This window comes from Aeromonas sp. 82P, from assembly GCF_051919365.1.
Lineage (GTDB): Bacteria > Pseudomonadota > Gammaproteobacteria > Enterobacterales > Aeromonadaceae > Aeromonas > Aeromonas veronii.
Genome location: NZ_JBQBEV010000001.1, coordinates 153047 through 167638, shown reverse-complemented (window position 1 = coordinate 167638; position 14592 = coordinate 153047). Strand labels below are relative to the sequence as shown.

Genomic DNA, 14592 nt, shown 5'->3' with positions numbered 1-14592 from the left:
CATCAATTTACGCTATCTCAGGGATCAGTTGGCGAACAGCCGCTCGGCATAACGGGCAAGACCCGCGGCCACCGAGCCGAAGTCATCGCCCCCTTCAAGCGGGATGGACGGGAGCTTCTGGCGGATAAAGCTGGCGATCAGCGGCGAGCGGGCACTACCACCGGTGACGAAGATGCGATCCGGCTGCACACCGGCAGCGGCAATTGCTTCGTCCATCAGTTCGCCAATCTTCTCCAGCAGCAGGGCCGAGGCGTTGGCCAGCTGTTCGCGGGTCAGCTCCGCTTCCAGCCCTTTTTCCAGCTCGGCCAGCGACTGGCGATTGAGTTCCTGCTCCGAGAGGGCGATCTTGCCCTGCTCGGCGCGCCATACCAGCTGGTGGCTCAGCTTGTGGGCCCGCAGGTTGGCCAGACGCCCCAGCTTGCTGCCGGGTTGGCTGTCGAGCTGCAGATCCTGCAGCTGGCGGGCGGTGTCGAGGCTGTAGAAGCGGCTCTGGGCGCTGACGTCGTTGATGGCGGCCGCATCCCAGAACAGCGGGTGGGGCAGCGGCTTGCCGGTCTTGAGGGTCTCGTGCATGCCGAGCAGCGGCATCATCCCCTCCACCGTCAGGCGGATATCGAAGTCGTTGCCACCGATCCGCTGGCCGCTGTGGCCGAGCAGATCGCCGCTGCGATCCAGCTGATCGCGGTAGCTGGGGCCCATCCGCAGCATGGAGCAGTCGGTGGTACCTCCGCCGATATCCACCACCAGCACCACGGCGTCTTCGGTGAGGCGCGCCTCGAATTCAAACCCGGCGGCCACCGGCTCATAGAGGAACTCCACCTGCTCGAAACCGGCCAGACGGGCCGCCTCGGTCAGGATGGCGATAGCTTGCTGGTTGCTCTCTTCCCCCGCCAGGCCCTGGAAGTTGACCGGTCGGCCGATCACCGCCTGGCGGATCGGGGCACCGAGCTGCTGCTCCGCCTGCTGGCGGACGTGGAGCATCATGGCGCAGACGATATCTTCAAACAGGGCGATCTGGGGGGCTTTGAGGCCATAGGCGCCGAGGAAGGATTTCGGTGACTTGATGTAGTAGCCGTCGTCCGGCTCTTCCAGATAGCGTTCCAGCGCGGCACCGCCAAAGCTCAGCTCGTCGATCAGTCCCTCTTCGCGCATCTGGCGGCGAACCATCTGGGCGCGGGTGACCACGGGGCCACGCAGCTTGAGGTACTCCGCCTGTTGGGCGGGGGCCAGCCCTTCGGCCAGCAGACCGGCGATAGCATCCCGGTGGGGGGCATGCAGGGTGGAGGGGAGATAGCGGGATGCGCCAAGATTCAGCAGCCTGGGGCTACCTTGTTCCATCACGGCCACGGCACAGTTGGAGGTGCCGTAATCAAATCCGATAAACATGGGCGCCAGACTCCTGAATAAAAAAGGGGGGCTAGCCTACCCGAAGGCGCCGGGTCTCACAACCCGGCGCGTGACGAAGAGAGGGCGAGCCCTTATTCCACTTCGTTGTCGCAGCGGCCCAGGCTCTCGATAGCGCGGATATTGCCGAGGGTGGTATCGGCGATGGCGTGCAGCGCCTCCCGGGTCAGGAACGCCTGATGGCCGGTGAACAGCACGTTGTGGCAGGCGGACAGACGGCGGAACACGTCATCGGTGATCACCTCGTTGGACTTGTCGGAGAAGAAGAGATCTTCTTCCTCTTCGTAAACGTCCAGCCCCAGCGCGCCAATGCGGGAAGTCTTGAGCGCCTCGATGGCGGCGTTGGAGTCGAGCAGGCCGCCACGGCTGGTGTTGATGATCATCACCCCGTCCTTCATCTTGGCAAATGCCTCCTTGTTCAACAGGTGGTAGTTCTCTTTGAACAGCGGGCAGTGCAGGCTGATGATGTCGGATTGGCGGAACAGGGTATCGAGATCCACGTACTCGGCACCCAGCTCGATGGCTGCCGGATTCTGGTAAGGATCGTTGACCAGCAGGCGAACCCCGAACCCCTTGAGGATGCGCAGGGCGGCCAGACCGATCTTGCCGGTGCCGATGACGCCAACGGTCTTGCCATGCATGTTGAAGCCGACCAGCCCTTCCAGCGAGAAGTTGGCGTCGCGGGTGCGCTGATAAGCCTTATGGATGCGGCGGTTGAGGCACATCATCATGCCGACGGCGTGTTCTGCAGTCGCCTCGGGGGAGTAGGCGGGCACCCGCACCACTTTCAGCCCCAGCTCTTTGGCGGCGGCCAGATCCACGTTGTTGTAACCGGCGCAGCGCAGGGCAATCACCTGGGTGCCGTTGGCTGCCAGTTCGGTCAATACCTCGCGGTCGGCATCGTCATTGACGAACAGACACACCACCGGGAAGCCGTGAGCCAGTCGGGCCGTTTTGGCCTCCAGCCGCACATCGAAAAACTCCAGGTCGAAGCCGTACTGGCTGTTGGCCTGGTTGAAATGCTCTTTGTCATAGCTCTTGGTACTGAATACGGCGACTTTCATGGTATGTGCTCCGCAGCGTGTGTGTCGTCAAATTACAACAAAATGGGTCAGCTATCACCGGACAAACCGGCTGGTTATTGTCCCCACGGCATGATGGGAACGGCGCTGACTGCACTTTTGTACGAACCATCCACCAGTTTGGTGCTGTAGGTCAGGTAAACCAGTGCATTGCGTTTCTTGTCGTAAAAACGCACCACTTTCTGCTCCTTGAACACCAGTGAAGTGCTGACATCGAACACCTCTTCTCCCGCCTTGAGCTTTTCGGGCAGGGTGATGGGGCCGATCTGGTGGCACGACAGGGAGGCGTGGGAGGGATCTTCCGCCAGTCCCAGCCCGCCCTTGACACCGCCGGTCTTGGGGCGCGCCAGATAGCAGGCGACGCCGTCGATGCGCGGGTCGTCGAACGCCTCCACCAGGATCTTGTGGTTGGGACCGAAGAGCTTGAAGGCGGTGCTCACTTCACCGACGGTATCAGCCTTGTCGGCCAGTGCCGGGCCGGCAAACAGAGCCCCCAGCAGCAGGGGCAGGGCGCGGCGCAGGGCATTATGTCGCGTGTGGTTATGTGTCATGGTCTCTCCTGTTGGCCCGGCACTCCTCAATAGGGAATGCCCAGGCGACGATAGAGGCTGGCAAGCACCCAGGCGGGGCCTATCAGCAGAAATTGCAGGTCGGCGAGGAAGGAGGGGCGCTTGCCCTCGATCTTGTGGCCGACAAACTGGGCTATCCAGAGCAGCACGAACGCTGCCACGGCTGGCCACAACAGCGGCCCCTGCCATTGGTGGCAGAAGGCCAGCCCGAGCGCGGTCAGCCCGGCCATCCCCGCGAACAGCGAAAACGACAGCTGCAGATAGAACAGCAGCACCGGAATGGCTGCCACTGCCGCACAGTTGAGGGGCTCTGGCAAGGGCCCGTGTGGCAGACACCAGAGCAGCGCCAGCGAGCAGAGATAGATGCCCGGTACCGCCAGCTTGTGGATGGCGACGTTTATCGGATGGCGATGGCTCTGGCCATACTCCACAAACCACTCCTGGATTCCCTTCATGGCACCTCCCTGGCGCACTGTGTTCTCGCTGCCTGACCCTCATGGTCAGGCGCTCGCGATGTTTATCCCTGCGGTGGATACTCCCAATATTGGGCCGGAATGGATTTTAGCAACGGGGTCATATCCGGATTGGGCAGGGCGATGGTGACCCGCTGATCGAGGTTGGCGCTGGCGAGCGCTTCGCGGATCTTGGGGTTGTCATTGAAGAACTTCATAAAGCTGCCATCGGCATAGGCCCGCTCCAGCCCGGTCTGAATCGCCTTGGCCAGCTTGGGGTATTCGGGGCTGACGAAGAAGAACTGGGCGAAGGGGTAACGGATCAGCAGATGCTGCTCGATGGCGAGGTTGGGATACTGCGCCACCAGCTCGCTGCGCTCGGCGAAGATCTCCACCAGGGCGCGCGGGAAGAAGTCGATCTTGTCGCCGTCGTTGATAAGGCGAAACAGACTGCTGTATCGGCCGGAGAAGGTCGGGATGCCCGCATTTTCCAGAATTTTGTTATCGGCCCAACCGACCCCTTGCGCCGCCTTCAGCTGTTTGAGGTCGGCCAGGGTATTGATCTGGTTGAACTTCTCCTGAGCATCCGCGTGGATGAAGGACAGCCGCAATCCTTCCAGCCCGCGAAACAGCGGAATAGGGACGGCAATCAGGGAGGATTCGAGTGTGCTGGAGGTGCCCATCCAGAAGACGTTGATGGTCTTGCCCTTGCTCAGCTGCTGCTGGAGGGTGAACTGGTTGAGGTCGAGTTCGACAGGCTGGATGCGAAAGGGTTGCCCGGAGCGGGTCAGGGCCAGTTCCAGCAGCTTGTACTGGTACTCCTGGTCAAGATTGTTGACGGGACGGCTGGGGACCTTGACCGTCAGAACCTGTGCTTGTGCCAGCAGTGGCAGGCACAAACACAGCTTGATGAGCCATTTCACTCTCTGTTCTCCTGTAGATTCCGGAAGGTGTCCGGAGTCTAACAGAACTTGTCACCATCTTGCTGCGAGGCGTTGTGCAAGGTTTGAGCGCGGTGCCCTGCCTTGTTGGCGTCTGTTGCACCAGAATGGTGACGGTTCTTCGAAGAATCAGGCGACGCGACGGAACACGTGGGTATCGTTAAATTCCTTGGTGCTCTGGCATTCGACGCAGAAACGGGATTCCGGACGGGCATGCAGCCGCTTGAGGGAGATCTCGTCACCGCAAGATTCGCAGTAACCAAAATCCCCTTCGCTGATGCGCTTCAATGCGCCCCGCAGCTTGCGCAGGTGCAGCTTGTCGTGCTCGATGCGGTTCAGCTCCAGACGGCGGGCTTCCTCGATACTGGCACGGTCAATTTCATCAGCCATCTCGTTGGTGTCGGTGGCGATGGCCTGGCTGGCCTGGGAGTTCAGGCGCTCTTCGAGCTCGACGATCTGTCGCTCGATCTGCCCCTTGTAAAAGGCCAGTTGGTCTTCAGTCATGAAATCACACATACGATTAACTACCAGTCAGTTTACTAACCCAATTATCCCTGTTTATGGGGGCTGTCTGCCTACAGACCAAGCCCTTGTATCCCGATTTGCACCTGTTTCATGCAAGAGAGTGCAAATCAGGGCGGGCCTTGTACCAAAAAAATGCAGCCAAGCAAAGCAAATAGGATAAGGATTGTGCGCCCTTGCAAAAAAATGGTCCGTTCCTGCGGGGGATTGGTCGGGATCTGGCGTCCGCTTCACCCTCTGTTGGCATCGCCTTTGCAGCGATGAGAGGGGGGGCTTCGTACGGATTTGAGTGTTTAGTATTTGGTGCCGCCTTGGTCATTATATGCGCCGTTATTTATAGTTTTTTAAACACGCCCGCTTGACATTGCCCTTGATGGCGGGCTTTTATGGTGATGTTGATTACAATTTTATAACAAGGGTGTTCCATATATTAGACACCCTTGCCAATGGCAACCGTAAAGTCGGGGTTTAACATGGACAGTATCAAAGGCTGGATGGAGAGCAATCGCATCACGGAAGTGGAGTGCCTGTTCCCGGATTTCACCGGCAACGCCCGGGGCAAGATCATCCCAGCCAACAAGTTTTTGCGCGAAGGGGGCATGCGTCTGCCCGAGGTGATTTTCACCCAGACGGTGACCGGCGAATATCCGGATGACGACAGCATGATCGACCCGCTGGAGCGGGACATGCAGCTCTATCCCGACCCCAACACCATCCGTTTTGTCCCCTGGGCGCTGGAGCCCACTGCACAGGTGATCCACGACTGTTTCGACGTCAACGGCAAGCTGATCGACATCGCGCCGCGCTCCGTGCTGCGTCGGGTTCTGTCATTTTACGAGAAGCAGGGCTGGAAGCCGGTGGTGGCGCCCGAGCTGGAATTCTATCTGGTCACCCGTAACGAAGACCCCGACTATCCGCTGGTGCCGCCGGTCGGTCGCAACGGCCGCCCTGAGACCGCCCGCCAGTCGTTCAGTATCGATGCGGTCAACGAGTTCGACCCCATCTTTGAAGACATGTATGACTACTGTGAGGCGCAGGAACTGGAAGTGGACACCCTGATCCACGAGTCGGGCGCTGCCCAGATGGAGATCAACTTCCTGCATGGTGATGCCATCGATCTGGCGGATCAGGTGTTCCTGTTCAAGCGCACCATGCGTGAAGCCGCTCACCGCCACGGCATCTATGCCACCTTTATGGCCAAGCCGATGAGTGACGAACCGGGGTCGGCCATGCACATCCACCAGAGTCTGGAAGATGTGAACGGCCACAACTTGTTCGGCACTCCGAACGGCGGCAACAGCGAACAGTTCATGCACTTCATCGCCGGTCTGCAGAAATACACCCCGGCGGTGACCGCCCTGCTGGCCCCCAACGTCAACTCCTACCGCCGCCTCACCTTTGGCGAGAGTGCGCCGCGCAACGTCCAGTGGGGCGTAGAGAACCGCACCTGCGGCCTGCGGGTGCCCTTCTCCGACCCGAGCGCGCGGCGGGTGGAGAACCGCTTCGCCGGTGCCGATGCCAACCCCTATCTGGCGCTGGCCGCCACTCTGGCCTGTGGCTATCTCGGCATGATGGAGAAGCTGGAGCCGCTGCCGGAGATGAAGTCGAGCGCCTATGACCTGCCCTACAGCCTGCCCCGCTCGCTGGAGGAGGCACTCAGCCATCTCGAACAGTGCGAGCCCATCAAGGAGATGCTGGGCGAGCGCTTCACCCGCGCCTTCGTCGCGGTCAAACGCAAAGAGTACGAGACCTACTTCGGGGTGATCAGTCGCTGGGAGCGGGAGTTCCTGCTGCTGAACGTCTGATCCCCCTGTAACGGGGAGGCCGGAGTCGGCCTCCCCGGTCCCTGTATCGAAGAGACCGGAACGCGAGTCAGGTGGCGGCTGCCACCTGTGAGTGGTTGTGGCCGAAAGAGCGCTGCCACCTGGATTGATTAACGATTGAATCTTGCCAAATCGAAGGCGCAGGGGAGTAACGAATGCAGCAGACACGCAGTGAGTGACTGTGGCTGCGAACGTGCCGACCCACCTGACTATTTGACGACTGAATATTGCTAAATCGAAGGAACCGAGGAGCAACAAATGCAGCAGACAACCCGTGAGTGGCAACAACTGGATGCCAGCCACCACCTGCACCCCTTTACCGATTTTCAGGCCCTGAACAAGAAGGGCTCGCGCATCATTACCAAAGCCAGCGGCGTCTATCTGGAAGACTCCGACGGCAAACGCATTCTCGACGGCATGGCGGGCCTGTGGTGCGTCAATATGGGCTATGGCCGCCAGGAGCTGGTGGATGCCGCTACCCGTCAGATGCAGCAGTTGCCCTACTACAACCTCTTCTTCCAGACCGCTCACCCGCCGGTGATCGAGCTGGCGACCCTGCTGGCCGAGGTTACGCCTGCCCATCTCAACCACGTCTTCTTCACCGGCTCCGGCTCCGAGTGCAACGACACTGTGCTGCGGATGGTGCGCCACTACTGGGCCAGCAAGGGTCAGCCTGACAAACAGGTGATCATCAGCCGCCACAACGCTTATCACGGCTCCACCGTGGCGGGGGCGAGTCTGGGTGGCATGAAGGGGATGCATGCCCAGGGCGGCCTGCCCATTCCCGGCATAGTGCACATCGATCAGCCCTACCACTTCGGTGAGGGGCAGGGGATGAGTGCCCACGAGTTCGGGCTGGAGCGGGCCCGTCAGCTGGAGCAGAAGATTCTGGAGCTGGGGGTGGACAAGGTGGCGGCCTTTATCGGCGAGCCGATCCAGGGGGCGGGCGGCGTCATCATTCCGCCTGACAGCTACTGGCCGGAGATCCAGCGCATCTGCGATCACTACGGCATCCTGCTGATCGCCGACGAGGTGATCTGCGGCTTTGGCCGCACCGGCCACTGGTTTGCCAGCGAAGGGTTTGGCATCAAGCCGGACCTGATGTGTCTGGCCAAGGGGATCACCTCCGGTTATCTGCCGCTCGGCGCCGTCATGGTGAGCGGCCGGGTTGCCAAGGGGCTGGTGGAGGAGGGGGGCGAGTTCAACCACGGCTTCACCTACTCGGGTCACCCGGTCTCTTGCGCCGTGGCGGTGGCCAATATCCAGCTTATGCAGAATGAGAGCATAGTTAAGCGAGTGCATGATACTATCGGCCCCTATTTGCAGCGCCGCTGGGCGGAGCTGGCCGATCATCCGCTGGTGGGAGAAACCCGAGGCAAAGGATTGGTCGCCGCGCTGGAAATCGTTGAGGACAAGCAGACCAACCGGCGTTTCCCGGCCGAGGCAAATGCGGGGATGACTTGCCGGGAGTTCTGCTTTAACAATGGCTTGGTGATGAGGGCGGTAGGCGATACCATGATCATATCGCCCCCCTTGGTCATCACCGAGGAACAGGTTGATGAATTGGTCGATCTGGCCAGGCGCAGTCTGGATCTGACAGCCGCAAAGCTGAAAGGTTGAGGTGGGTCGGGCAGGTTGGCATGCGCATACAATTTGCTTAGGAGACAAGGATGATGTCTTTCAAAACAGGAGTGATCGCTGCCTCTGTGGCTCTGGTCATGGCAAGTGCCGGAGCAATGGCTGAAGAGAAGGTGCTGCACGTCTACAACTGGAGCGACTACATAGCGCCGGATACCCTGGATAACTTCCAGAAGGAGACGGGGATCAAGGTGGTCTATGACGTGTTCGACAGTAACGAGGTACTGGAAGCCAAGTTGCTGGCGGGTAGTTCGGGCTACGACATCGTGGTGCCATCCAACCCCTTCCTGGCCAAACAGATCAAGGCGGGCGTGTTCCAGAAACTGGACAAGTCCAAGCTCTCCAACTGGCAAAACATGGATGTCGACCTGCTCAAGGCGCTCGAGCCGAGCGATCCGGGCAACCAGTACTCCATCCCCTATTTGTGGGGCACCATCGGCTATGCCTACAACGCCGAGAAGGTGAAAGCCGTGCTGGGGGCCGATGCCCCGGTCAACTCCTGGGATCTGGTGTTCAAGCCGGAGAACATGGCCAAGTTGAAAGAGTGTGGCGTCTCCTTCCTCGATTCACCGACCGAAATGCTGCCGGCTGCCCTGCAATATCTGGGCTTCAAACCGGATAGCCAGAAACCGGCCGAGCTGAAGAAGGCTGAGGAGCTGTTCCTCTCCATCCGTCCCTATACTGCCTATTTCCACTCCTCCAAGTACATCTCGGATCTGGCCAACGGCAACCTCTGCGTAGCGGTCGGTTACTCCGGTGACTTGCAGCAGTCCAAGGCGCGGGCAGCCGAGGCCAAGAATGGCGTCGCGCTCACCTACACCATTCCGAAAGAGGGGGCAGGCAGCTTCTTTGACATGATCGCCATTCCGGCGGATGCCAAGAACGTCGAGGCGGCCCACACCTTCATCAACTATCTGATGAAGCCCGAGGTGATCGCCAACATCACCAACGTGGTGCAGTTCCCGAACGGCAACAAGGCTGCGACCCCGCTGGTGGATGAGGCGATCCGCACCGATCCGGGTATCTACCCTGATGCGGCGACCCTGCAGAAGATCTACACCTTCCCGGATCTGCCGGCCAAGGTGCAGCGTCTGATGACCCGCAGCTGGACCAAGATCAAGTCCGGCAAGTAAGTAACGAATGCCCCTCCCGGTCCGCAGTTCGGCCGGGAGGGTAGTGATGCCATCCATCCGGATGGGCCGCGCGAATGGATGCGCAGACGGTCAACCACTGAACAGGAGAACTGACACCGTGAATACAACCAGATTGCTAACCATAGCGCTGACCATGGGATTGGCGAATGTGGCCCAGGCTGCCCCTGTGCTGCACTTCTACAACTGGTCTGACTATATCGGCGAGACCACCCTCAGCGATTTCCAGCATGCGACCGGGATCAAGACCGTCTATGACGTGTTTGACTCCAACGAGACCCTGGAAGGCAAGTTGCTGACGGGGCGGACCGGTTACGATCTGGTGGTGCCCTCCAATAATTTCCTGGCCAAGCAGATCAAGGCGGGAGCCTTCCAGAAGCTGGATAAATCCCTGCTGCCCAATCTGGCCAACCTGGATCCCGTGCTGCTCAAGCAGCTCGACAAGGTGGATCCGGGTCATCAGTACGCGGTGCCCTATCTGTGGGGGACCAACGGCATCGGCTACAACGTCGACAAAATCAAGGCGGTGCTGGGGGTCGACAAGATTGACTCCTGGGTCACCATCTTCGAACCGGAAAACATGGCGAAACTCTCTCGCTGCGGCGTCGCCTTCCTCGACTCTGCCGATGAGATGATCCCTGCTGCCCTCAACTACCTCGGACTCGATCCCAACAGTCATGCGACGGGGGATATCAAGCAGGCCGAGGCGCTGCTGCTCAAGGTGCGGCCCTATGTGGCCTACTTCCACTCCTCCAAATACATCGGCGATCTCGCCAATGGCGACATCTGCGTGGCAGCCGGTTTTTCCGGCGACATCCTGCAAGCCGCTGCTCGCGCCGATGAAGCTGGCAAGGGGGTGAAAATTGCCTACAGCATTCCGAAAGAGGGGGGCAATCTCTGGTTCGATATGATGGCGATCCCGTCCGATGCCACCAATGTCAAAGAGGCGCACGCTCTCATCAACTACGTCCTGCAGCCCGAAGTGATCGCCAAGGTCAGCGACTATGTGGGCTACGCGAATCCCAACTCAAGGGCGGGCGAGTTTATGGATGAGGCGGTGCGCAACAATGAGGAGGTATATCCCCCTCAAGCCGTGCTGGAGCGACTCTATGTGCAGGAAGCACATCCCCGCTCGGTACAGCGTCTAATCACCCGGAGTTGGACCAAGATCAAGTCCGGTACCTAACCTTGGTGCCCGTTCGGGGGCGCCAAATCGCTTTTATGGATCGGCCGCAAGGCCGGTATCACGTTGGGGAGTTTGGTAATGGCGATAGCCTCCAGTGCCTACAAGAAAGCCCTCGAGGGCAGTCAGCAGCGCAAAGAAGTGCTGGTGAAAATTGATCGGGTAAGCAAGCAGTTCGACGAAACGCTGGCGGTCGATAACGTATCTCTCAATATTCACAAGGGGGAGATTTTCGCCCTGCTCGGCGGATCCGGTTCCGGCAAATCGACCCTGCTGCGGATGCTGGCCGGTTTCGAGCGCCCGACCGAGGGGCGGCTGTTCCTCGACGGGGTCGACATCACCGACATGCCCCCCTATGAACGCCCCATCAACATGATGTTCCAGTCCTACGCCCTGTTCCCCCATATGACGGTGGCCCAGAACATCGCCTTTGGCCTCAAGCAGGATGGCCTGCCCAAGGCCGAGATCGATGCCCGGGTAGAAGAGATGCTCAAGCTGGTACAGATGACCCAGTATGCCCGTCGCAAGCCGCATCAGCTCTCCGGTGGCCAGCGTCAGCGGGTGGCGCTGGCCCGTTCCCTGGCCAAGCGTCCCAAGTTGCTGCTGCTGGATGAACCCATGGGGGCGCTCGACAAGAAGCTGCGATCCAAGATGCAACTGGAGCTGGTGGAGATCATCGAGCGGGTCGGGGTTACCTGCGTCATGGTGACCCACGATCAGGAAGAGGCCATGACCATGGCGGAGCGGATCGCCATCATGCACCTCGGCTGCATCGAGCAGATCGGCAGCCCGATGGATATCTACGAGACCCCGGCCAGTCGGCTGGTGTGCGAGTTTATCGGCAACGTCAACCTGTTCGACGGCCTGCTGGTGGAGGATGAGCAGGATCACGCTACCATCGCCTGCGCCGATCTGGAGCAGCCCATCTATGTGGGCCACGGTATCAGCTCCCGCGCCGAGAACAAGAAGGTGACCTACGCCCTGCGGCCGGAAAAACTGCTGATGAGTCTGCAAAAACCGGAGGCGATCGAGCACCCGGACTTCAACTGGACCAAGGGTGAGGTCTATGACATCGCCTATCTGGGCGGTCACTCGGTTTATCACATCCAGCTGCCCTCGGGCAAAATCGTTCAGGCTTTCATCGCCAATGCCGAACGCCACGGCAAGCGGCCAACCTGGGATGACCAGGTGTTCCTCTACTGGGAAGATGACAGCGGCGTGGTGCTGCAATCATGAAGTTCTTGCAACGACTGAAGCGGGTCGGGGGGCGCCGACTGGTGATCGGCATCCCCTTCTTCTGGCTGTTCCTCTTCTTCCTGCTGCCCTTCGTCATTGTGGTGAAGATCAGTTTTGCGGAAGCGGATGTGGCGATCCCGCCCTACACCGATGTGGTGAGCTGGGCCGACAATCAGCTCACCATCCTGCTCAACATGGGCAACTACCTGCTGCTGCAGGAGGATGAGCTCTATATCGCGGCCTATCTGGGCTCCCTCAAGATGGCCTTCGTCAGCACTTTGCTCTGCCTGCTGATTGGTTATCCGATGGCCTACTCCATCGCTCGGGCCAACAAGGAGACCCAGACCGTTCTGCTGCTGCTGATCATGATGCCGACCTGGACCGCCATTCTGATCCGGGTCTACGCATGGATGGGGATCCTCAGTAACAATGGTCTGCTCAACAGCGTTTTGCTGGGGATCGGGGTGATCGACGAGCCGCTGCAGATCCTCAACACCAACCTGGCGGTCTATATCGGCATCGTTTACTCCTACCTGCCCTTCATGGTGCTGCCGCTCTACGCCAATCTGGTCAAACATGACCAGAGTCTGCTGGAGGCTGCTTCCGACCTGGGGGCCCGCAACCTGACCCGGTTCTGGCAGATCACAGTGCCCCTTTCGAAGAACGGCATCATCGCTGGCTGCATGCTGGTGTTCATTCCGGTGGTGGGGGAGTTCGTTATTCCGGAAATGCTGGGCGGCCCGGAGACCCTGATGATCGGCAAGGTGCTGTGGCAGGAGTTCTTCAACAACCGCGACTGGCCGGTTGCCTCTGCGCTGGCGGTAGTGATGCTGGCGGTGCTGATTATTCCGATCATCCTCTTCAACCGTAACCAGGCCAAAGAGCTGGAGGGCAAGGCATGATGAAGCGTTTCGGTTTTGCCAAACTGATGCTCTGGCTGGGGCTGCTGTTTATCTACCTGCCCATGATCATCATGGTGATCTACTCCTTCAACGCCTCCAAGCTGGTGACGGTGTGGGGTGGCTGGTCGCTCAAGTGGTACTTCGGCCTGCTCGACAACAAGCAGCTGATCGGGTCTGTGTTCCGCTCGCTGGAGATCGCCTTCTACACCGCGATCGCCGCGGTGGCGCTGGGGACGGTGGCTGCCTTCGTGCTGACCCGTATTCCCCACTTCCGTGGTCGCACCCTGTTCGGTGGCATGGTGACGGCGCCGCTGGTGATGCCCGAGGTGATCACCGGTCTGTCGCTGCTGCTGCTATTCGTGGCGATGGCCCAGCTGGTGGGCTGGCCCGCCGAGCGGGGCATGCTGACCATCTGGATCGCCCACACCACCTTCTGTACCGCCTACGTGGCGATCGTGGTGTCGGCGCGGTTGCGGGAGCTGGATCTCTCCATCGAGGAGGCGGCAATGGATCTCGGCGCCAAGCCGTGGAAGGTGTTCTTCCTGATCACTATCCCGATGATCGCCCCCTCGCTGGCGGCAGGCGGCATGATGTCGTTCGCCCTGTCGCTGGATGATCTGGTGCTGGCTAGCTTCGTCTCCGGCCCGGGCTCCACTACCTTGCCGATGGAGGTCTTCTCGGCGGTACGGCTCGGGGTGAAACCCGAGATCAACGCGGTGGCCAGCCTGATCCTGTTGTCGGTATCGCTCTTTACCTTCGGCAGCTGGTATCTGATGGCCAGGGCGGAGAAGCGCCGCCGTGCCGAGATCGCCATGACCACCCAGATGCAGGCGGTTGCCTGACCTCGTGTTAAGATCCGCACTCTCTCGTCAACCCGGAGGATGAGAATGCGGATCTCCCTTTTTAGCGGTCGTGGCACCGAGCTGGTGCCCGGCATCACCAGCGCCATTCACAAGCAACCGATCTCTGCACCAGTTCGCTGTACCTTTGCCGGTCTGGAAGAGGATGAACAGTGTGACCAGCGCCACCACGGTGGCCCGGATCGGGCGCTCCACTACTATCCTGCCGATCACTATCTCTGGTGGCAGACCTGGCAAACCGCGCTGGACTTGCCTGCGCCACGTACACCCTGGCAACCTGCCGCCTTTGGCGAGAACCTCTCCGGTCTCGGGCTGACCGAGGCGCAAGCCTGCATTGGCGATGTCTATCGACTCGGCGAGGCGCTGATCCAGATAAGTCAGCCGAGATCCCCCTGCTTCAAGCTCAACCAGCGCTTTGGCTATGGCCAGATGTCGCAGGTGATGCAACTGAATGGTCGTTGTGGCTGGCTGCTGCGGGTGCTGGAGGAGGGGATGGTGTCGCCGGAGTCGGCCATGGAGCTGGTAGACAGACCCTATCCCGAACTGACGGTGAAGCGCACGGCGGATATCCTGTTCAATCAGGTGCGCAATGAAGCAGATCTGCTGATGTTGCTGGAGAATCCGGCCCTTTCCCCCAACTGGCGCCAGCATGCAGCCGACTGGCTGGAGCATGGCACTGTGGCTGACTGGCAGCGCCGTCTGCTGGGGCCGGCATCCCTGCGCCTGGCCTGACGGCCGGTTGCCGGAATGTCACCAGCTGGCTGCAGTCCGGTAAACGGATGAAAAGAGTGCTGAATAGTTGAGCGAACGGCACTTTTTTTCCTGCCAA

14 protein-coding genes are annotated in these 14592 nt (G+C 60.1%); 8 read left to right on the top strand and 6 right to left on the bottom strand.

Annotated elements, in window-relative coordinates; genetic code table 11:
• Positions 1–24 precede the first annotated feature (24 nt).
• From yegD to ACTG2S_RS00760, 6 genes are all read right to left on the bottom strand, one after another.
• On the bottom strand, positions 25–1386 hold the full coding sequence (yegD, locus tag ACTG2S_RS00785; protein WP_075116201.1) for a molecular chaperone: 1362 nt from the start codon (positions 1384–1386) through the stop codon (positions 25–27).
• Positions 1387–1478: 92 nt separating this feature from the next.
• Positions 1479–2468 carry a 2-hydroxyacid dehydrogenase gene (locus tag ACTG2S_RS00780; protein WP_236356876.1) on the bottom strand — a complete coding sequence of 330 codons (990 nt, stop codon included), beginning with the start codon at positions 2466–2468 and terminating at the stop codon, positions 1479–1481.
• A 74-nt stretch (positions 2469–2542) separates the two neighbouring features.
• Positions 2543–3037 carry a CreA family protein gene (locus ACTG2S_RS00775; RefSeq protein WP_047436441.1) on the bottom strand — a complete coding sequence of 165 codons (495 nt, stop codon included), beginning with the start codon at positions 3035–3037 and terminating at the stop codon, positions 2543–2545.
• 26 nt (positions 3038–3063) lie between these two features.
• Positions 3064–3510: an Mpo1 family 2-hydroxy fatty acid dioxygenase gene (locus ACTG2S_RS00770; RefSeq protein ID WP_274160907.1), complete on the bottom strand. Its 447-nt coding sequence runs from the start codon at positions 3508–3510 to the stop codon at positions 3064–3066.
• 62 nt (positions 3511–3572) lie between these two features.
• Positions 3573–4430 carry an amino acid ABC transporter substrate-binding protein gene (locus ACTG2S_RS00765; RefSeq protein WP_150389955.1) on the bottom strand — a complete coding sequence of 286 codons (858 nt, stop codon included), beginning with the start codon at positions 4428–4430 and terminating at the stop codon, positions 3573–3575.
• Positions 4431–4577: 147 nt separating this feature from the next.
• Positions 4578–4964 carry a TraR/DksA family transcriptional regulator gene (locus ACTG2S_RS00760; protein ID WP_005356952.1) on the bottom strand — a complete coding sequence of 129 codons (387 nt, stop codon included), beginning with the start codon at positions 4962–4964 and terminating at the stop codon, positions 4578–4580.
• A gap of 479 nt (positions 4965–5443) precedes the next feature.
• On the opposite strand from ACTG2S_RS00760, the gene ACTG2S_RS00755 reads away from it, so the two are divergent.
• The 8 genes from ACTG2S_RS00755 (at position 5444) to ACTG2S_RS00720 (ending at position 14495) form a co-directional block, all read left to right on the top strand.
• Positions 5444–6775, top strand: coding sequence for a glutamine synthetase family protein (locus ACTG2S_RS00755; RefSeq protein WP_013723370.1), 1332 nt, complete (start codon positions 5444–5446; stop codon positions 6773–6775).
• Between the two features lie 276 nt (positions 6776–7051).
• Positions 7052–8413, top strand: a complete 1362-nt coding sequence (locus ACTG2S_RS00750; protein ID WP_421343679.1) for an aspartate aminotransferase family protein — start codon at positions 7052–7054, stop codon at positions 8411–8413.
• A gap of 53 nt (positions 8414–8466) precedes the next feature.
• Positions 8467–9564 (top strand): extracellular solute-binding protein, encoded by a 1098-nt coding sequence (locus ACTG2S_RS00745; RefSeq protein WP_005340709.1) that lies wholly within the window; start codon positions 8467–8469, stop codon positions 9562–9564.
• A 118-nt stretch (positions 9565–9682) separates the two neighbouring features.
• Positions 9683–10768 carry a polyamine ABC transporter substrate-binding protein gene (locus ACTG2S_RS00740; RefSeq protein WP_274160909.1) on the top strand — a complete coding sequence of 362 codons (1086 nt, stop codon included), beginning with the start codon at positions 9683–9685 and terminating at the stop codon, positions 10766–10768.
• A 78-nt stretch (positions 10769–10846) separates the two neighbouring features.
• Positions 10847–12001, top strand: coding sequence for a polyamine ABC transporter ATP-binding protein (potA, locus tag ACTG2S_RS00735; protein ID WP_201987277.1), 1155 nt, complete (start codon positions 10847–10849; stop codon positions 11999–12001).
• Positions 11998–12903 (top strand): ABC transporter permease subunit, encoded by a 906-nt coding sequence (locus ACTG2S_RS00730; RefSeq protein WP_005340703.1) that lies wholly within the window; start codon positions 11998–12000, stop codon positions 12901–12903. The genes potA and ACTG2S_RS00730 overlap by 4 nt, the downstream gene beginning before the upstream one ends.
• Positions 12900–13745 carry an ABC transporter permease subunit gene (locus ACTG2S_RS00725; RefSeq protein WP_374862247.1) on the top strand — a complete coding sequence of 282 codons (846 nt, stop codon included), beginning with the start codon at positions 12900–12902 and terminating at the stop codon, positions 13743–13745. The genes ACTG2S_RS00730 and ACTG2S_RS00725 overlap by 4 nt, the downstream gene beginning before the upstream one ends.
• Before the next feature lie 45 nt (positions 13746–13790).
• Entirely contained in the window at positions 13791–14495 is a 705-nt protein-coding gene (locus ACTG2S_RS00720; protein ID WP_274160910.1) for an MOSC domain-containing protein, read from the top strand.
• Positions 14496–14592 lie beyond the last annotated feature (97 nt).